We start from the raw sequence: 19159 nt of genomic DNA on the forward strand, positions 1-19159 counted from the left end.
GACTGATCTGCAGAGGTCTAGGCGAATCTTCCCGGGAAGGCATGGCCGGACGGCAGCGGACCCACGATGGGTTCGTCAGTCAGTCGCATGATCGAGAGGATGTGCTGTGAGGATTCGTCTGCTTGGGACCGTGGCGTCTGCTGCCGCGGCGATGATCGGGGTCGCGGTGGCCGCGCCCGTTCCGGCCCAGGCGATCATCGGTGGTCAATCGGTGGTCGAGAACTACTCATTCGTGGTTTCCATTCAGCGGGCGTACAACGGAGACCCCAACACGCAGTACTGCGGTGGTGCGCTCGTGGCACCGCATTGGGTGGCTACTGCCGCGCACTGTGTCACCAAGCCTGGGACGAACGGAGCGCCGTACACGGTCACGCCGCCGTCGACCTTCCATGTCCGGGTCGGTTCGAACGACCGCACCGTGGGCGGAGTGACCGCGAACGTCACCGACATCGTGCTGCCGCCGAACTGGGTGAACAGCGCGGACCGGAACAACGGCGACGACATCGCGCTGATTCGGCTGGACCACTCGCTGTCGCAGGCAGTCGCTCCGCTGGCCCGGGACACTCCGGACGTGGGCGCGCAGACCCGGCTGATCGGCTGGGGCTACACCAGCGTCGACCAGAACAGCCCGGTCCAGCTTCCGAAGGATCTGCAGCAGCTGGATTCGCCGATCGTGTCGCCGAGTACGCCGTCCTGCGTCACCGACCCGGTCGACGGGGACGCGTACGGCATCCGCGCCGGTGACTTCTGCACCGACTACCCGGACAGCACGTCGGGTTCGTGCGGTGGAGACTCCGGGACGCCGGTGATCTGGAAGGTCAAGGGCCGCTGGCAGCTGGTCGGCGTCCAGAGCCGGGCGCCGGGCGAGGTGTGCGGCGCGACGCCGGACATCGACACCAGCGTTCCCGACCACCTGAACTGGCTGCTCTCGATCATCAAGTGATCGCGACCGGGCCGGGGATCACCGGTGATTCCCGGCCCGGCCGTGAGCGGTTCGGCGCGATCTCAGCGTTGTCAGGTTTGTCAGGTTTGTTAATGCGTAACATACCTGTCGGTACGAGCGTAGAGACGTTACGTTCCTGACACGCGCAGCACACACCATGTCCTTACCTTCTTGGTCAGCAACCCGTTGCCCAGTGAGGAGAAGGCATGGCGCAGACCAGACGTCAGTTTCTGCAGCAGGTCGGGATCACCGGTGGAGCCGGGGTCCTGTACTCCACGATGTCGGCGCTCGGCCTCACCAGCGTGGCCGAGACTCCGGCGTACGCCGCCCCGAATCGGGTGGAACTGAACGGCCGCAGCAAGCACGTCGTCATCCTCGGTGCGGGCATCGCCGGCCTCACCTCGGCGTACGAACTGCTCAAGGCCGGCTACAAGGTCACACTGCTGGAGGCGCGGAACCGGCCGGGCGGGCGCAACTGGACGGTCCGCGGCGGCACCACGGAAACCGATCTGGCAGGAAACACCCAGCGCGCCTCGTTCTCGCCCGGCCAGTACATGAACGCAGGCCCGGCCCGCTTGCCGCAGCACCACGTGACGCTCGAGTACTGCCGCGAACTCGGCGTCGCCATCGAGCCGTTCGTCAACCAGAACGCCGACGCGTACCTCTATCGCGAAGGCACCACAGCCCTGTCGAACAAGGCGATCCGGCACCGTACCGCCAAGGCGGACGTCTACGGGTACGTCGCCGAACTGCTCGCGACGGCCACCGACCAGGGCGCGCTCGACTCGCTGCTGACGGCGACCGACAAGCAGGCGCTGATCGGGTTCCTCAGCGGCTTCGGGTCGATCGGCGACAAGGCATCCGGCTACGCCTACACCGGTACCGACGGCCGCCGCGGTTACACGGTGGAGCCCGGCGCCGGGCTGGAGGCCGGTACGACGGCGGCGCCGTTCTCCTTGAGCGACGTGTTCGCCAGCGGCGTCGGAAACTACTTCTCGTTCGAGTTCGGCTGGGACCAGGCGATGATGATGTTCCAGCCGGTCGGCGGGATGGACCGGATCCCGTACGCGTTCGAGCGGGCGATCGGCAAGGACAAGATCCGGTACGGCGCGGAGGTGACCGGTCTGCGCAACACCACGTCGGGCGTCGAGGTCACCTACACGAGCGGGTCGCGAACCCGGGTACTCACCGCGGACTACGCGATCTGCGCGTTGCCGCCGCACCTGGCCGCGAAGGTGCCGTCCAACCTGCCGGCACCCATCCTCGAGGCGCTGCGGTACGCGCGCCCGACGAACGCGGGCAAGATCGGCATCGAGTACGGCCGGCGTTGGTGGGAGGAGGACCACAAGATCTACGGCGGCATCACCAACAGCTCGCTGGACACGGTCAACACCTGGTACCCGTCGTACAACTTCCACGGCGACCGCGGGACGGTGATCGGCTACTACAACACCGGCACGAACGCGAACTCGTACGGCGCCCTGAAGCCGGCGGCCCGCCTCGAACGCGCGCTCGCACAAGGGGCCAAGGTCCACGGCGACGTCTACACGAAGGACGTGAAGGCGGCGTTCTCGGTGAACTGGATGGGTACGAAGTACTCCGAGGCGTCCTGGGTCAGCTGGCCCTCGCAGACAGACGGCATCTACGCGCGGCTGCTCGATGCCTCCGGCAACATCTACTTCGCCGGCGATCACCTGTCGCACGTCATCGCCTGGCAGCACGGCGCGATCACGTCGGCCCGCGCGACGGTGACCGCATTGCACAGCCGAGTGGCGGCGGGCCGATGAAGACGCGGATGATTGCCGGGGCCGTCGCGCTGGTGGTGTCGTTCACCGCCGGTGCTGGTACGGCGGCCGGCTGGTGGGACAAACCGCGACCGCCGAAGCCCGGCACCGTCGTCCCCGCACTGCCCGCCGGTCAGGCCAACCCGATGATCGCCACTGGTGTCGGCATCGGCGCGAACACACCGGTCTACAAGACCAGCGGGATCGGCCCATCGGCCCTGAACACGGCCGCTCCGGCCGGGTCGGAGGCGTCGTACATCGACACTGCCGTGTTCCCGGGTGGGACGCTGCCGGCGGGGGTCACGATCACGGAGGCCCAGGGCATCAACGTACTGCGCCGGATCGGCGAGAACCTCGCAGCGGTGGGGCTGTCGTACGCCGACGTCTACACCATGCGGGTCTTCCTGCAGAACTCGTCCGGCGCGGCCGCCGCCGACTTCGCCGGCTGGAACCGCGCGTATCGCCAGTACTTCGCGAACACCGACCTCACCACGGGCAAGTACGTCCCGGTCCCGCTGGGCTCGGCGCCACCCGCCAAGCCCTTCGTGGTCAACAAGTCCCGCCCGTCCCGCTTCGCCCTGGAGATCGAGAACCTCCCGGTCGCCGGCTGGTTGGTCGAGGTCGAGGTGGACGCCGCGTACCCCACCAAACAATGACGAGCCCGGTGGACGCGGCCGCCAACGACCGCGTCCACCGGCATTCCGTTTCGGTCAGAACGTTGTGGTCATGCCACCGTCGACGGCGAGGGCCCTCGTCAACCCGTCCAGGGCGGCCTCGGCGATCGGATAGGCGACGTCACCGGTTCGTCCGAGTTGTCCCATCACCGACGAGACGTTGATGATGCGCCCGGGTTGGCCGATCCGCCGATCCCGTCCAGGACGGCCGCAGAAGGCGCGGCGTCAGTGGTCGAGGGCGCGGGCCAGCCAGTCGACGGTGTGCTCGATCTGGCCGGGGTCGAAATGATGGGCGACGTGGGCCAGCCGGATGTGTTCGAGGTCGGCGGTCTTTCCGGCCGCGGCGTACTCCGGCCGAAGCCGGGCCTCGAAGCGGTCCACCTGGTCGGGGGTCGCCGTCGGGTCGTCCGAACCTGAGATGAGCAGCAGCGGGCGCGGGGCGATCGCGCCGGCCAGGGGACCGAGCAGGCTGTTCGCCTGCACTCGGGGTGTGTCGGCGAGCTCGTGGAACGGCTCGAGTGCCGCTGCGTCACACAGCGGCATGATGCCGACGCCGCAGGCGATCCGGGGGTCGCCGGACATCTTGAGCAGGGCCTGAAGCCCGCCCCACGACTGCCCGACGACGGCCAGCCGGCGCGGGTCGTCGATCACGCCGAGGGCCAGTGCGCCGTCGACAAGCGCGGTGGCTTCTGACCTGGACCGGGCCAGCAGGTCGTCACCGGCTCCCTCGAGACTCGCCCGGATCAGGTCCTCCGGGCTTTCCCACTGCCGCTTTCGCGCGCCATGCGCCGGGTTGTCGGTGGCCAGCACGGTGTGGCCCGCGTTGAGCAAGGCCGCGATGATGGCCGCATCGATGTGGTTGTCCCGGGTGGCCGGCTGCACCGCGGCAGCCACCGAGCCGTTCATGCCGGTCAGATACAGAACCAGAGATGGCGCGGACACCGGAGCTTCGTGAAACAGCAGGACTCCGGGAATTGGTTCGTCCCCGTCCGTGGGAAGGAAGACCTCACGGCGGTGCGGCCAGGGCAACCACGGTGACGCGGCACCAGCCGGGCCTGCGATGCTCGACGCCTCACGGACCGCGTCGGTGATCGCCTCCGCCACCCAGAGGCCCAGCATCTCGCTTGGTCTGAACGCCGGGAGGGACAACACCAGATCCGTGGGTTCGGCCGGCGCCAGACCTGAACCACAGGAAGCGGTGGCGATCGTCGCCTGTGCTTCCCGGGCCCGCTCTGTGGCGCGGGTGACCACGATGTCGTTGCCGGACGGTGCCAGCAGCAGCACGACTGCCCCCGACGGCAGACCTGTGGCCCGGAGCTCCCAATGGGCCGGTACTGCGGACGCAGCGCAGGGGACGGCCAGCGCCTGAAGCTCGGCGGCCAGCAGGTTTGCTCCCGCGGCAAGCTCCGGGGACGACCAGATCTCGACGGTGCTGGCATCCCGCAGCGCATCGGCCAGATCCGGGAGGGAGGCATCCGCTCGGATGCCCCGGTAGACCGAGGACGCAGGCCCGGCCGCCGAAGCGGGCGTGCTGCTCGCCTGCTCGTCGCCGGCGAAATCGTGTGCGATCCCGAGCCGGAGTGCTGGGTACCCCTTGAAGCCGATGCTCTTCGCGAACCGCGACAAGGTCGGTTGGGCGACCCCGCACAGCTCGGCGAACTCGCTGATCGAGAGCGCGATGGCCGAGCCGGGGTCGGCCAGGATCGCCTCTCCGACGCGTCGTTCGGAGGGAGCCAGCGATTCGAGCGCCGTCTCGATCCGCTGGAGCGCTGCCGTACGCGTTCCGGGAACTGGGGCTTGACGTAGCAACGACATGAGTGAATATTACAGACCACCGCATTGTATAGTCAATACGAAGCCACTCCGCCGGGTCTGCTCGGCAGTGAGTCCGGAGGTTCACGTGTCGTACCGAGGAATCCCGTGGTAGCCGCACGGCCGTCGGACGCCGCCACGGCAGCGGCGCCGGACGTGGACGGGGCCGGCCGGCCGAGCCCGGATCGCGGGGAGACTGGCGCGGCCGGCGCCCGCGCGCCGGGGCACGGACGAGCCGGGGGAGACCGTGACCGGGGCGATGGGCAGGACCCTGTCCGGGCGTCACGCCGGCGCGCTCCGGGAGGCAGGCGTCGGCTGCGGCGGGATCTGGTCCTGCTGCTGATGGGAGCGCCGGCGCTACTGGTGCTGTTCGTGTTCCACTACCTGCCGCTGGCCGGCCTCGCGATCGCCTTCGAGGACTTCCGTCCGTCGACCGGCATCTTCGGCAGCCATTGGGTCGGCCTCGCCAACTTCCGGTACCTGCTCGCCGGCGGCGACGCCTGGCGGATCACCCGGAACACCGTGGGCATGAACGGCTTGTTCATCGCGGCCAACCTGGTGGTGTCGCTCGGACTGGCTGTCCTGCTCAACGAGCTCCGTGACCGCTCGCGGTGGCTGAGCCGTGTCTACCAGTCGACGATGTTCCTGCCGTACGTGCTGTCGTACGTGGTGCTCACCAACTTCGTACTCACCTTCCTGGAGAGCAACACGGGCATCGTCAACCACCTCCTGCGAGCCTTCGGCGGCAACGGCGTCGACTTCTACAACTCGCCCGGATGGTGGCCGCTGATCCTGACCGTGGTGGAGGTCTGGAAGGGCGCTGGATTCTGGGTCGTTGTGTACCTGGCCGGGATCATGGCGATGAACCCGCAGCTGTTCGAGGCGGCTGCGCTGGACGGCGCCGGCCGCTGGGCGCAGATCCGGCGGATCACGCTGCCGCTGCTGACGCCGCTGATCATCATGAACGTGCTGTTGTCGGTCAGCCATATCTTCAACGCCGACTTCGGGCTGTTCTTCCAGGTCACCCTGAACAGCCCCACTCTGTATCCGACCACGGACGTGATCGACACCTACGTGTACCGGTCGCTGACCTCGACCGGCGACATCGGCATGGCCGCGGCCGCGGGCTTCTACCAGGCCGTCGTCGGCTTCTTGCTGGTCGTCGGAGCCAACTGGTGGGTACGCCGGCGCAGCGGTGAGAACGCGCTGTTCTGAGCGGTTCCAGTGCTCCGCCGACGCATGACCCGTCATTGAGAGGAAGGACCCAAGGCATGGCTCAGCAGGCGTCCACACTTGACCGGCCCCGACCGGCGGTCCGGTCCCGGCCGCGGGTCGACGTACCGAGAATCGTCATGCACGGCATCCTGACCCTGGTCTCGCTGGCCTTCGTGATGCCGCTGCTGATCATCGTGTCCGCCTCGTTCTCCAGCGAGTCGGCCATCAGCGCGAACGGCTACTCCGTGCTTCCGCGGCAGTTCTCCACCTTCGCGTACCGCTACGTCCTCGACGATCCGAGCGCGATTCTCCGGGCGTACGGCGTCTCGATCCTGGTGACGACGGTGGGTACGGTCGCGTCCCTGGCGGTCATGTCGATGCTGGCCTTCAGCCTGGCCCAGCGCTCCTACCGGCTCCGCCGGCCGCTGTCGTTCTACGTACTGTTCACGATGATCTTCAGCGGCGGCCTGGTGCCGGGGTACATCCTGATCACCCAGTACCTCCATCTGCAGAACACGCTGCTCGTCCTGATCCTGCCGTACCTGGTGTCCCCGTGGTTCGTCCTGCTGCTGCGGACGTTCTTCTCGCAGCTGCCGGACGAGATCCTCGACGCGGCACGGGTGGACGGAGCCGGGGACTGGCGGCTGTTCACCAGGATCGTGCTGCCGCTGTCGAAACCGGCGCTCGCCACGGTCGGGCTGTTCGTCGCGCTGGTCTATTGGAACGACTGGTGGCTCGGCCTGCTCTACATCACCAACGACAAGCTGATCCCGGTGCAGCTGTTCCTGTATCGCATCCTGACCAACATCGACTTCGTCACCTCGCAGAGCCAGTTCGCGGGGCAGTCCCTGGATGTGCCCATCCAGACGCTGCGGGCCGCGATCGCGGTTCTGGCGATCGGCCCGATCGTCGTCGCCTTCTTCTTCGTCCAGCGGTTCCTGATCCGTGGCATCACCGTCGGCGGGGTCAAGGACTGACCGTCGCGTTACCGTCACGAACCTCGAAAGGTCCCAGCATGTCTGCATTCTCCCGTCGCGCCCTGCTCAAGAACACCGGCCGGCTGGCCCTGGCCGGTGGCGCCGTCGCGCTCTCCGGACCGCTGTTGTCCGGTTGCTCCTCGGGCAGCGCCAAATCGTCCGGTGGCGGTATCGGGTTCCAGTTCATGGGTAATACCAACGAGTCTGACTCAGGTGTTGTCCAGGACGCGATGAACGCCTATCTGAAGAGCAAAGGCAAGGACTTCAGCATTGTCCTCAGCCCGGTGCAGAACTACAGCCAGGCCATGACCTTGGCGATGGCGGCCGACTCCGAGGCCGACGTGTTCTTCACAGCGCCCTGGGCCAACGACTACTACCGCAATGTCGGCAGCGGGAACCTGCTGGCGCTGGACGATCTGCTGCCCAAGTACGCGCCGAAGCTGTGGAAGAGCATGCCGTCCGGCGTGTGGGACGCAGCGCGGGTGAACGGCAAGATCTACGGGGTCATCAACCAGCAGCGGTTCCCCAAACTGTGGGGATTCGTGGTGCAGCAGAAGCTCGCCGAGCAGCACAAGCTGGATGTCGGCGCGGTGACGTCGTTCGCCGAACTGGAACCGTTCCTGGCGGCGGTCAAGCAGTCCGGGAACGGAATCACCCCGTGGGCCACCGACCTGAGCTCCGACTGCACGGTCTTCCACCCGGAGCTGTACGGCTGGGACCCGGTCGCGTCGGCGTACGGGATCGCTGTCCGCTACGACGACACGGGACTGACTGCCTTCAACATGTACGACACCCCCGAGTTCCGCACCGCGTGCGCGCTGATCCGCGGCTGGCAGCAGAAGGGGTACGCCGTGGCGTCGCCGCCGTCGCAGGGCGACATGAACGCGCGGATGAGCGCCGGCCGGATCGCGGTGAACAGCGGCCAGGTGGCCCCGACCAATCCGCAGTACTGGCAGTTCCCCACGCTGGGCAAGAGCTTGGTACCCAAGCCGATCCTGAACACCGACGGGGTGTGCGCAACGCTGAACGGCATCCGGCACAACGCCTCGCGCCCGGAGCAGACGCTCGAGTTCCTGGAGTTGCTGAACTCCGACAAGGAGTTCTACAACCTGATGTGCTTCGGGGTCGAGGGCAAGCACTACGTCTTCACCGACAAGGCGCTCGGCGTGGTGGGTCCGCCCGCCGGGCAGACGGCGGCGACCAGCAAGTGGAACCCCAACATGGACTGGGCCTTCGGCAACCAGTTCAACGCCTACTACCGCGACCTGGCCGACGCGAAGGCGAAGCGCTGGCAGGTGGAGGCCCAGGTCAACGCGAAGGCGGTGGTGTCGAAGGCGATCGGCTTCTCGCTGGACACCACCAAGGTGAAGACCCAGGTTGCCACGGTGAGTGCCGCCATGGGGGAGTACCTCAAGCCGCTGATGAACGGCCTGGTCGATCCGGCCAACGGGCTCTCCACACTGCTCAGCCGGGTGGACCAAGCCGGCCTGCCGGCGATCTTGAAGGAAGTCCAGGCCCAGCTCGACAAGCTGAAGTCCGCGAAATGACAGCCTGGAGGCCGTACTACGACCTCGAGCGCTGGACCGCCCGGGAGGGCACCGGATCGTTTCCGCGGCCGCCGTTCACCTACTCGCCGCGGCCCGGCGACGCCCGGCAGGCGGTCCGTGCCGCGCTGCTGTCACAGGTGCCGGAGATCCTGGTGAGTTCTCCGGCCTTTGCCTACCCGTACCTGGTTCCGGGTGCGTCGTACGACCAGTTGTGGACCTGGGATGCGTACTTCACCGGGCTGGCGGTCCAGCAGCAGCACCCGGAGGCGTTCGCGGGATCCCTGCGCAACCTCCTGTCCGCGGTCACCGACGAAGGCCGGCCGCCGAGCTTGATCGACGCTGCCGGAGTTCCGTCGTACCAGCACGTCGCGCAACCGGTACATGCCCAGTGGGCGCTGGCCGTACTGCGCCTGGGACGGCTGGAAGAGTCCTGGTTGCCGACTGTCTGGCCAACGCTGGTAGCCATCCGGAACTGGTGGGATCGGCACTGCCTGAGCAGACACCACCTGTACACCTGGATCGACGGGGCCGGCTCCGGCATCGACAACGATCGCGCCATCTACGGACGTCCCGGCGGCGACGTCGCGCTGGTGGACATGAACTGCTTCCACGTCCGGGAGCTCCGGGCGATGGCCCTGCTCGCCGATCGGCTGGGTGCCAACGGGGGCGACGAGTACCGTGCTGCGGCAGCAGAGCTGACGGAGTCGATCAACACCTACATGTGGGACCCGGTTGACGAGACCTACTATCACCTGCACCTGCCTCCGCGTCAGGGAACCACTCTGCAGCAAGTGACGTGGGAGCTGCCCTACAAAGTGCAGAGCTGGGGCTGTCTGTTCCCGCTTTGGACCGGAGTGGCCGACCACGGACGGGCCGATCGCCTGGTCCGTGCGCAGGTGCTGAACCCGGACCGGTTCCTGTCCGGCTTCGGGATCCGCTCCACGCCGGCCGACGACCGGATGTACAACAACCTGCCGATGGCTGATCCCTCGAACTGGCAGGGACCGGTCTGGGGCCTGAGCACGATGCTCACCTGCTACGGACTGGCCCGCTACGGCTACCGGGCAGAGGCTCTACGAGTGGCAGGGCGCTTCATCGGCCTGCTGGCAGCCGATCTGGCCGCCAACGGCACCATCCACGAGTACTACGACGCGGAATCGGGCCGGCCGGGATTCAACCCGGGCTTCCTGTCCTGGAACCTGCTGGCGCTACGGATCCTTTCGGATGTGGAGAACGGCGATGACCCGACCGAGCTCTGAGCGCATCGAGTTGCCGGCAACGGCCGGTACTGCGGAACCGCCGCGTTGGGCTGTCCTCCAGCGCCGGCTGTTCGACCTGATGGACCGCGGCCGCCGCGAGTTCACGGCCCGGTACACGACTGGTGACGGCCGGCTGAAGTTCCCGTACACCTTGAACTCCCGCGACGGCGTCGATGACTTCTACGAGTCGTTCTTCAACTGGCCGACGCTGTACCTGCTGGGCGGCGCGGACGACCTGCTCGACAGCACCAAACACCACTGGCGTGGGGTCACGGCGCAGCTGACTGAGCTCGGCATGCTGATCGACGAGTTCGAGCGCGGCTACGACTGGTTCCACCAGGGTGAGTCCCTGCTCCTGTTCTTCGGTCTGTGCGCGGCCGACCCGGACGACCAGGCCTTCGCGGAACGGGCCGATCGCTTCGCCCGGCTGTACCTGCCGGAATCCCCGAGCGGCAACTACGATCCCGGCCGCCGGATCATCCGGGCTCCGCATACCGGCGCCGGTGGTCCGCGTCGAGGGCTGGGGGAGGGCTGGAGCAGCTACCGGCACAACTCGGGGATGCGGCACTGGGGTCTGCCGCTGTACGACCTGCCCGGGATCGCCGAATGGGACGACCTGGCCGACCCGGTGAACGCCCGGCGGATGGGCGCTGCCCTGCAGAGCCGGCTGGGACGCGGCGACACCGTCGTGAATCTGGGCGCCACCAGTCTGGTCACCAACGCCTGGCTGTTCACGGGCGCTGATGACCTCGGCCGTTGGGTGCTGGACTACACGGACGCCTGGCGCGAGCGGATGTCGGCCGCGGGGATCCTGCCCGACAACGCCGGGCCGTCCGGGCTGGTGGGCGAGCTGCACGATGGTGCCTGGTACGGCGGGCACTACGGCTGGACGTGGCCACACGGCCTGCACAGTGTCGGTGCGGCCGCGCTGGTCGGCGCGCTCAACGCGGTCCTCGTCGACGGCGATCGGAGCCGTTTCGATCTGGCCCGCAACCCGCTCGAGGTGACCTGGGCGCAGGCGAAACAGGGCGTGATCGCCGACGAACCGATGAGCCTGCGCGACATCTGGGCCGCTCATCTGGGCGAAGACCTGGACGCCAAGAGCGTCCTGGTACCCAACCGGCACCGGCCGAGCGGCTGGTTCGACTTCCAGCCTCCGCCGGTGCCGTTCGCGACCTGGCTGTGGCACGCCTCGGCCGAGCGCCAGGACGCGCAGCGCCTCACCGACATTCGGGCTGCCAGCGGATACGACTGGCGAACCGTTCGGCCGTTCCGGGACAAGATGGAGTCGGGCCACGAGGAACCGTGGCTGGAGTACCTGGCCGGCCGGAACCCCGACTTTCCCGAGCGCATGCTCGGTGTCGCGCTCGCCGAGGTCGATCGTCGGATGTTGCTCATGGACCAGCTCGGTGAACCCAGCGGGCCGGAGGAACTGCACTTCTGGCAACAGCTCAACCCGGTGCTCACCGAGGCCTTGCTGCAACTGACCACCGGGACGCCCCAGGTGCTGTACAACGGGGGTCTGCTGGCCGGACGGCTGAGGCACTACGACCCCGACCGCGGCCGTCCCGGACTGCCGCCCGACGTCGCGGCACTCGTCACCCGGGTCGACGACCAAGGCGTCGGCCTGCACCTGGTCAACCTGTCGACGAGCGCCACCCGACGGGTCGTCGTCGCGGCCGGATCGTTCGGCGAACACCGGATCACCGCGGTCCGGACGCCGGCGTCCGCCGTACCCGCGTTGCCGCGGACCCGCGACCACCACGCCGGCATCGACGTACCGGCGGTCGAGGTGGTTCTGCCGCCGAGGCATCAGCTCGTCCTGGATCTCACGCTGCGATTGCGAGTGGTTCGGCCACGCCATCAAAGCATCCGAACCGTGTGCTGACACGCCGCCCTACAACAGAAGGATGCGCCGTACCGATGACTGCACAAACTGAAGCCGCTGCGGCTTGGCCGATTCCGGTCCACGGCCCGGAGTTCCACCGCGCCGATCCCGGCCACGTCCGCGCCCTTGGCGACCTGAGCGCCGCCACTGCCAGCGCGAAACTGCGTTCCGCCGGAATCCGGAACGCCTTCATCGACGGGCCGCGCCCGTTGGAGCCGCGCACCGAGACCAGGATCGCCGGTCCGGCGGTCACCTTGCAGTTCATGCCGCAACGTGAGGACGTCTACTCCGGTCTGGCCCAGGAGACCGTCGAGCGGGGTACTGCTCTGTGGGCTGTGCTGGAGACCATCCAGCCGGGTGATGTGCTGGTGGTGCAGGCCAACGGCAGCAGCACCACCGGCTGCCTGGGGGAGATGCTGGTTCGGTATTTCCGCAAGCGGGGCGGGGCCGGGATCGTCGTCGACGGCTGCATCCGGGACGCCTCAGCGGTCCGTGCCCTCGGCGTACCGCTCTGGTGCACCGGCGTGACACCGAACTACGCCTCTCAGTCCGAACTGTTCCCTTGGGCGTACGACGTACCGATCGCTGCCGGCGGTGCGCTGGTCCTGCCCGGCGATGCCATCGTCGCCGACGAGGACGGTGCGGTGGTCGTGCCGAAGGCGCTGGCATCCGAGGTCGCGACAACCTCACTGGAACACGAGGAATGGGAGCGGTTCTCCCGGCTCCGCATCGAGGAGGGCGGCCGGTTGGCCGACTACTACCCGGTCTCCGAGTCGAACTGGGACGAGTACCAGTCCTGGAAGGCCGGCCAGTGATTGGTCTGGCGGTTGTCCTCGATGCGCATGTGCACGTCTGGGACCTGAGCCGCCGCCCGTACGACTGGATCACTGCGGCGGTGTTGCAGCGCAGCTTCGGGCTGGACGACTACGTCGGTACGGCGAAGGAGGTGATCCTGGTCCAGGCGCTGACCGATCCGGCCGAGACCGCCGACCTGCTCGCGCTGGCCGACGAGCGTCGGAGCGTGGTGTACGGCGTGATCGGGTCGCTGGGGTCCGGCGACGCCGCGGCCGGCCGATTGGCGGCGTTGGCCGCCGGTCCCGGGGGAGACCTGCTGGTCGGAATCCGGGTGCCCGCAGCTGCCCTGACCCGGTCCCTGCTCAGGCTGGCCGGATCGGCCGGGCTGACTGTCGATGTCCTCGCGAATCCGGTCGATGTGCCGGCCGTCGTCTCGAAGGCCCGGCAGCATCCCGAGGTGGTAGTGGTGCTCGACCACCTGGCCGGCCTGGTCGTCGGCGGGACCGCGTGGCGGAGCGAGCTCGCCACTCTCACCACAACCGGAGCAACGAACGTGAGCTACAAGTTCTCCGGCCTGACCACCCGGGGCCCTGGCGGGCGAACGCCCGACCGCGAACTCCTGGCCGAGGCGACGGCAACTCTGTTGACGGCAGTCGGCGCCGAACGTCTGCTGTTCGGCTCGGACTGGCCGGTCGCTCTGCTCGGCACCAGCGACCCGTTCGCGTTGGCCCGTACGGCGCTGATCGACGCGGGAGCCGACTCCGCCGTGGTACGGCAGGTCATGGGCGCAACGGCCCGCGCTGTCTACCGAGCGGCCGTATCCCCCGAACCGCTGATCCCTGCCGGCCTCTCCGAAGGACACGACCTGTGACGCCCAGAACAAGTGACCTCGTGCCCGGGCCGGATTCGGATCGGCGATCCGGTGGCAACCGGTTCGCCGCCGGGCTGGCGGGCCTGCTCCCTCCGGACGAGCTGGCCCGCGCGTTGACCGCCGGCGGCCGATGGCAGCCGTATCCAACGGTGAACCAGCGACCGGCCTGGACGGCTGTCGACCAGGACTTCGGGAAGCGTCTCCTGGCCGAGGTCGAGAACGAGCACGCCGCCCCATGGCCCGAGCTCACGGCGTCCGGGTACTTGCGGTTCAGTGTCGACGGCAACCGGCAGTTGTTCGAGACGCCGTACCTGCAACGCCGGGACCGGCTGGCCCGCACCGTACTCGCGACCGCCCTCGCCACCTCTCCGGCCGACCGCGCGCGGTACCTGCTGTCGGCGATCGACGGCATCTGGTTGCTGTGCGAGGAGAGTTCGTGGTGCTTTCCGGCCCACGAGCCGCGTCCGTTGCCCGACCAGCAAGCGCCGACCCTCGACCTGTTCGCCGCCGAGACCGGAGCTCTGCTGGCGTACGCCGCGTCCGTACTCGGGCCGGTGCTGCGAACCGAGCACCCGATGGTTGCCGACCGCATCAATCGTGAGGTGCGGGCCCGGGTGCTCCTTCCGTACCGGGACGCGGCGGAAACCTTCTGGTACGACGCGGGCAACAACTGGAACCCCTGGATCCACTCCAACGTTCTGGCCGCCGCACTCCTGGTCGAGTCGGACAGCAGCGGCCTGGTCGCGACAGTGCTCCGCATCCTGCGCGGGTTGGACCACTATCTCGCTCACGTCCCGGCGGACGGCGGATGCGACGAAGGAATCACCTACTGGTGGTGTGCCGGCGCCACCCTGTTCGAGTGCATGGAGATCCTGTACGCCGCTACCGCCGGAACCTTCGACGCCTTCGCTCTGCCGCTGCTGGGCCGAATCGCGCGATACCCGGTCGTCGCGCACATCGGTGGCCCCTGGCACGTGAACTTCGCCGACGGGTTCGCCCTTCCCCGGCCCGGGACCGTGGTGCCTGGACTGCTGCACCGGTTCGGGCGGGCGGTCGGCGACTCGGACGTGATCGCACACGCCCGTGCACTGGCCGGACCGTTCGGTCGCTGTCCGATGCCGGTGACTCCTGGCGCCTCGCTGGGACGCAGCTTGGGTGTGCTCTTCGACGCGGACTGGGCAGCGACCTCCGTTGACGACTTCCCCTACCCGGCCCAGGCCTGGATGCCGGACACCGAAGTACTGGTTGCACGCGAACACCCAGGCTCGGCCACCGGACTGTTCCTGGCCGCGAAGGCCGGCCACAACGCCGAGAACCACAATCACAACGACGTCGGCAACTGGATCGTCGCCCATGACGGAGTGCCGGTGATCATCGATGTGGGAGTGGGCAACTACACGGCCCGGACCTTTTCGGATGAGCGGTACGACATCTGGACGATGCGCAGCAGCTACCACAACCTTCCCACGGTCGACGGCGTCGAACAGGCCCACGGCGCTGCCCATCGGGCGGCACAGGTCGTCGCCACGGTCGATCGGGCAGGTGCCGAGCTACGGCTGGATCTCGGCCCGGCGTACCCGTCGGCCGCCGGCGTCAGGTCGTGGTCGCGGTCGGTACGGCTGCAGCGCGACGGCGACGAGCCGTGGATCGGTGTCGACGATCAATGGGATCTCGATCGCGATCCGGACGAGCTCGCGTTGCACCTGATGACAGCAACTCCCGCCCGGTGCGATGCGCCAGGCGTACTGACCATCGGGCCGCTCCTGGCCCGCTTCGACCACGACCGGTTCGACGCCCGGATCGAAACCGTCGACCTGACCGACGACCTGCTGACCCGCGTCTGGGGTCGCGCGGTCCACCGGGTCACCCTGACCGCCCGGACAGCGGGCCGGGCGGGAAGCCACCGGCTGCTGATATCCGCCGCCGAAACCAGTCAACCGTCACCACGTTCCGCCCCACCAACTGCGAGGAGAGACCAGTGACCAACACCTCGACCGACTCGAAACCCCAGACTGTTTCGGCGGTCTCCCGACGATCGTTCCTGACCACGGCCGGGCTGGTTGCCGCCGGTGCGGCCGCGGCGAGTGTGTGGCCGGCGACCACGGCCGACGCGGCTCCGGTCCGGTTGGACACGGTGCCGGCCGACCAGCCACCCGTTCTGTACAGTCGCCAGGTCCGCTCCGGACGCTCGGGCGAGGCCTTCCTGATCGCCGGTGCCGGATTCAGCTCGGCGGCCTCGGCGCGGGCCTGGCCGGTACCGAACGGCACCGTGACGATTCCGGCCACGCCGCCGGTCGCGGCGGTGACCACCACCGTGCCCTCGGTCACGGATGACAGCATCGCGCTGGTCATCCCCAGCGCGTCGCCGACCGACGTGTACGCGATCTACGTGTCGTCGGCGGACGGATCGTCGTACTCCGCCCCGTTCCTGCTGAACGCCGCGCAGGCCTGGTTCCTCGACGTACAGCAGGCTTCTCCAGGAGATCAGGTCACGGTGTACGGCGACAACCTGACGCTGGACAACGCGGCTCCCACGGTCGAGCTGGTGGCCGGTTCGACGGCGTCGTCCGTCTCGATCGTGGACACCGATCCCTATCACGTCACGTTCAAGATCCCCGTGTCGACGGCCACCGGCACGTACGCCGTCAGCGTGTCCAACGGTCACGGTGGGACGCCCGGCCACGACCAGTCCCTCAGCCTGGCCGTCGTCACCCCGGCGGCTCCTCCGGCGACGACCATCGATGTCGTCGCCGATCACGGTGCCGATCCGACCGGAGTGGCGGACTCGACTTCCGCTGTGCAGGCTGCCCTCAACGCCGCCGCGGCCAGCAGCACCGGAGCGCAGGTGACGGTTCCCGCCGGCACGTACACGATCTCCGGCAAACTGAACCTCGGGGCCTGCCTGGGGCCGGTCGTCGTCCGAGGTGCCGGGCGGACCGTGACGACGATCCGAATGAGTGATTCGTCGGTCTTCAGCCCGAGCATGCCGCGCTCCGCTGCCACCGACACGTACGGCGTCTCCGCGGCCGACGACAAAGGCATGCTTTACCTGGCTCCGTCCGACCTTCCGGTGACCGTCGCAGGAGTCACGTTCGACACCAACCAGCGCCGGCTCATCGGCGTCGAAATCGATGGCCGTCACAACGTGACGCTGTCCGACGTCGGGGTCGAGAACGTCGACTATCCACAAGACGTCTGGTTGTACGTCGGCTGCTACGGGCTGATCGCCCAGAACTCGCGCAACCTGACAGTCTCCAACTGCGACTTCCACTGCGCCAACGGTGCGTTCCTGATCGCCGTGACCGATGTCCGGATCCAGGACAGCACGTTCCGGCTGTTCTTCCCGCGGCCCGCGGGAGCGAGCAACAGCCCGCAGCGGCAGGCCGACGACTCGGGCATCAAGGTCTGGGGCGCCAAGCGTCTGACCGTGCGACGTAACAACTTCCAGCGCGGGTCGACGACCTACTACTACGCCCGGGCCGTGCAGACCGGCGCCCTCAAGGTACCGGCGTCGGTGTTCGGCACACCCGACGCCGGTGGGGTGGAGGACGTCTACTGCGGCCAGAACACCGTCGTCGGCGCCGGTGAACCGGCCACCAACTGTGGGGAGTCGATCGTCGGCGATCAGTTCAACGCGGTGCAAGGCGGCCGTCGCGCGCTCACCACCAGCGCGGCCACCGCGACCACGATCGAGACGACCGACGTCACCTTCGCGCTGGCCAGCAACCTCGATCCGCGCGGGGCGACCGTGGTGATCACCGCCGGCACCGGCTCCGGCCAGCTGCGCAAGGTCGTGCGCAACACCACAAGCGCCTTGACCGTCGACACGGCGTGGGACGTCGTCCCCGACACCACCTCGGTTTTCGTGGTGACCGTGCTCCATCAGCGTCAGCTGTACGTCGGCAACACGATCACCGCCAGTCCGAAGTACCTGGGCAACTACGGTCCGAGTGCCCTGTGCATCGCCGCAGGCAACAATTTCGACATCACCGGCGCGGTGGTGGCCAACCCGCCGGGTACCGACGGCGCCGGCATCGCCTTCTTCGGGATGAACACCGGCTACGCGCAACCACTACTGGACCTGTGCCTCTACACGCAGATCAACGACAACCAGGTCGCAGGCGGCCACATCTCGTACCTCAGCATCCTGTGGGCCGACAACGGCACCCCCACCGGCGCCCTCCCCGCAGCCCAGCTGCTGTACGGAAATGTTGCTGCGCGCAACACGATCAGCAATGCTTCGTTCGGAGTCCGGGTCGGCGGTTCCCCGGCCAGTAGTCCCTACCCGCTGGGTACCTTCGGCTCCCGAACGTTGGCCGTCAACAACACCATCACCTCGACGACCACGGTCAACACCCAGATCCTGGCCCGCCAGGACCACTCGGTCTATCAGGGCCCGGCCGGCGGTCTCACCGATGCCGGCACCAACACTGTCACCGTCTAACCCGCCCGATGACGCCCCCAGCAGCCATACCGGAGGTCTGATGAGCGGTGCAGCTAGCGGACTTTGGCACGGAGGACCTGCCGTCGACCGCCTGGCGCTGGGCGGTGCACCGTTCGGCGGCCTGTACGAGGCGATGTCCGGCGAACAGGTCGCCGCGGTCGTGGACGCGGCGTGGACGGAGGGGATCCGCTACTTCGACACCGCACCCAGGTACGGGAACGGCGTGTCCGAGACACTGATCGGCCGCGCCGTACAGAGCAAGCCCCGAGCGGAACTGGTCCTGTCGACGAAGGTCGGCTGGCAGCTCACCGATGGGAGACCTATCGCCGACTTCACCGCCGACGGCATCCGCCGATCTCTCGAACAGAGCCTGCAACGGCTCGGCCTGGACCGAATCGACATCGTCTATCTTCACGATCCGGACGAGTACCGAGCACAGGCGCTCGACGAGGCATACCCAGCACTGCGGGAACTGCGCGACCAAGGCGTCGTACGAGCCATCGGCCTCGGGGTCAACTGGCCCGCGCTGCCGACCTGGTTCGTCCAGCGCGCCGATCTCGACGTGGTCCTCCTGGCCGGCCGGTACACCCTGCTGGACAGAAGCGCCGGCGAGGAGCTCCTGCCCCTGTGCCTCGAGCGCGAGGTGGCGGTGGTCGCAGCTGCGGTCTTCAACTCGGGAATCCTGGCAGACCCGTCACCCGGTGCTCGGTTCGACTATCGCCCGGCCACCCAAGACGTGCTGACCCGGGCCCAACACCTGCAGACGATCTGCCGCCGTTTCGGGGCAGAGCTTCCAGCAGCAGCACTCCAGTTCCCGCTGCAGCATCCAGCCGTCGCCACCGTCCTGATCGGCGCCACCACCCCCGCGGAGGTCACCGCGGACCGTCACTGGATGGACACACCGCTCCCGTCGGCCCTGTGGGCGGACCTGGCCAGCGCCTGAGCCAGGC

The 19159-nt window shown here is 68.1% G+C and carries 15 protein-coding genes; 13 read left to right on the forward strand and 2 right to left on the reverse strand.

The window, feature by feature from the left end; all coding sequences use genetic code 11:
- The first annotated feature begins 106 nt into the window (after positions 1–106).
- The 3 genes from JOF29_RS14580 to JOF29_RS14590 all read left to right on the forward strand — a co-directional run bounded on the left by JOF29_RS14580 (position 107) and on the right by JOF29_RS14590 (position 3383).
- Positions 107–943, forward strand: a complete 837-nt coding sequence (locus JOF29_RS14580; protein ID WP_209694730.1) for a S1 family peptidase — start codon at positions 107–109, stop codon at positions 941–943.
- 206 nt (positions 944–1149) lie between these two features.
- The gene (locus JOF29_RS14585) at positions 1150–2730 is read left to right on the forward strand and encodes a flavin monoamine oxidase family protein (protein ID WP_209694731.1); all 1581 of its coding nucleotides are present in this window, start codon (positions 1150–1152) and stop codon (positions 2728–2730) included.
- An 8-nt stretch (positions 2731–2738) separates the two neighbouring features.
- Positions 2739–3383, forward strand: a complete 645-nt coding sequence (locus JOF29_RS14590) for a Rid family hydrolase (RefSeq protein ID WP_245357594.1) — start codon at positions 2739–2741, stop codon at positions 3381–3383.
- 54 nt (positions 3384–3437) lie between these two features.
- Here the strand turns inward: JOF29_RS14590 and JOF29_RS14595 are convergent, their stop codons facing one another.
- Together JOF29_RS14595 and JOF29_RS14600 are read right to left on the reverse strand one after the other, a co-directional pair.
- Positions 3438–3587, reverse strand: coding sequence for an SDR family NAD(P)-dependent oxidoreductase (locus JOF29_RS14595; protein WP_307863560.1), 150 nt, complete (start codon positions 3585–3587; stop codon positions 3438–3440).
- A 39-nt stretch (positions 3588–3626) separates the two neighbouring features.
- A complete protein-coding gene (locus JOF29_RS14600; protein WP_209694733.1) occupies positions 3627–5216 on the reverse strand; it encodes a hypothetical protein in 1590 nt (529 codons plus the stop codon).
- Positions 5217–5555: 339 nt separating this feature from the next.
- Here JOF29_RS14600 and JOF29_RS14605 point away from each other — a divergent pair, with 339 nt between their 5' ends.
- Genes JOF29_RS14605 through JOF29_RS14650 form a run of 10 tightly spaced genes read left to right on the forward strand, consistent with a single transcriptional unit; the run spans position 5556 to position 19152 of the window.
- Complete coding sequence (locus JOF29_RS14605) at positions 5556–6428, forward strand: ABC transporter permease (RefSeq protein WP_209694734.1); 873 nt, start codon at positions 5556–5558, stop codon at positions 6426–6428.
- 56 nt (positions 6429–6484) lie between these two features.
- On the forward strand, positions 6485–7405 hold the full coding sequence (locus tag JOF29_RS14610; protein WP_209694735.1) for a carbohydrate ABC transporter permease: 921 nt from the start codon (positions 6485–6487) through the stop codon (positions 7403–7405).
- Positions 7406–7443: 38 nt separating this feature from the next.
- Positions 7444–8952: an ABC transporter substrate-binding protein gene (locus JOF29_RS14615; protein ID WP_209694736.1), complete on the forward strand. Its 1509-nt coding sequence runs from the start codon at positions 7444–7446 to the stop codon at positions 8950–8952.
- Positions 8949–10211: an amylo-alpha-1,6-glucosidase gene (locus JOF29_RS14620; protein ID WP_209694737.1), complete on the forward strand. Its 1263-nt coding sequence runs from the start codon at positions 8949–8951 to the stop codon at positions 10209–10211. The genes JOF29_RS14615 and JOF29_RS14620 overlap by 4 nt, the downstream gene beginning before the upstream one ends.
- Positions 10192–12099 (forward strand): DUF8034 domain-containing protein, encoded by a 1908-nt coding sequence (locus JOF29_RS14625; protein WP_209694738.1) that lies wholly within the window; start codon positions 10192–10194, stop codon positions 12097–12099. Before JOF29_RS14620 ends, JOF29_RS14625 begins: the two co-directional genes overlap by 20 nt.
- A 35-nt stretch (positions 12100–12134) precedes the next feature.
- Complete coding sequence (locus tag JOF29_RS14630; protein ID WP_209694739.1) at positions 12135–12914, forward strand: RraA family protein; 780 nt, start codon at positions 12135–12137, stop codon at positions 12912–12914.
- Positions 12911–13765, forward strand: coding sequence for an amidohydrolase family protein (locus tag JOF29_RS14635; RefSeq protein WP_209694740.1), 855 nt, complete (start codon positions 12911–12913; stop codon positions 13763–13765). The genes JOF29_RS14630 and JOF29_RS14635 overlap by 4 nt, the downstream gene beginning before the upstream one ends.
- Positions 13762–15747, forward strand: a complete 1986-nt coding sequence (locus JOF29_RS45290; protein WP_209694741.1) for a heparinase II/III domain-containing protein — start codon at positions 13762–13764, stop codon at positions 15745–15747. The genes JOF29_RS14635 and JOF29_RS45290 overlap by 4 nt, the downstream gene beginning before the upstream one ends.
- Positions 15744–18209 (forward strand): glycosyl hydrolase family 28-related protein, encoded by a 2466-nt coding sequence (locus JOF29_RS14645; protein ID WP_209694742.1) that lies wholly within the window; start codon positions 15744–15746, stop codon positions 18207–18209. The genes JOF29_RS45290 and JOF29_RS14645 overlap by 4 nt, the downstream gene beginning before the upstream one ends.
- Before the next feature lie 40 nt (positions 18210–18249).
- Positions 18250–19152, forward strand: a complete 903-nt coding sequence (locus tag JOF29_RS14650; RefSeq protein WP_209694743.1) for an aldo/keto reductase — start codon at positions 18250–18252, stop codon at positions 19150–19152.
- Positions 19153–19159: the final 7 nt, after the last annotated feature.

The organism is Kribbella aluminosa (assembly GCF_017876295.1).
Classification (GTDB): Bacteria; Actinomycetota; Actinomycetes; order Propionibacteriales; family Kribbellaceae; genus Kribbella; species Kribbella aluminosa.

What these genes read in the sequence shown, in the direction of transcription:
- JOF29_RS14585 (WP_209694731.1), top strand. Translation starts at nt 1,150, where the DNA reads ATGGCGCAGACCAGACGTCAGTTTCTGCAGCAGGTCGGGATCACCGGT.
- JOF29_RS14590 (WP_245357594.1), top strand. Translation starts at nt 2,739, where the DNA reads ATGATTGCCGGGGCCGTCGCGCTGGTGGTGTCGTTCACCGCCGGTGCT.
- JOF29_RS14600 (WP_209694733.1), bottom strand. Translation starts at nt 5,216, where the DNA reads ATGTCGTTGCTACGTCAAGCCCCAGTTCCCGGAACGCGTACGGCAGCG.
- JOF29_RS14605 (WP_209694734.1), top strand. Translation starts at nt 5,556, where the DNA reads ATGGGAGCGCCGGCGCTACTGGTGCTGTTCGTGTTCCACTACCTGCCG.
- JOF29_RS14610 (WP_209694735.1), top strand. Translation starts at nt 6,485, where the DNA reads ATGGCTCAGCAGGCGTCCACACTTGACCGGCCCCGACCGGCGGTCCGG.
- JOF29_RS14615 (WP_209694736.1), top strand. Translation starts at nt 7,444, where the DNA reads ATGTCTGCATTCTCCCGTCGCGCCCTGCTCAAGAACACCGGCCGGCTG.
- JOF29_RS14620 (WP_209694737.1), top strand. Translation starts at nt 8,949, where the DNA reads ATGACAGCCTGGAGGCCGTACTACGACCTCGAGCGCTGGACCGCCCGG.
- JOF29_RS14625 (WP_209694738.1), top strand. Translation starts at nt 10,192, where the DNA reads ATGACCCGACCGAGCTCTGAGCGCATCGAGTTGCCGGCAACGGCCGGT.
- JOF29_RS14630 (WP_209694739.1), top strand. Translation starts at nt 12,135, where the DNA reads ATGACTGCACAAACTGAAGCCGCTGCGGCTTGGCCGATTCCGGTCCAC.
- JOF29_RS14650 (WP_209694743.1), top strand. Translation starts at nt 18,250, where the DNA reads ATGAGCGGTGCAGCTAGCGGACTTTGGCACGGAGGACCTGCCGTCGAC.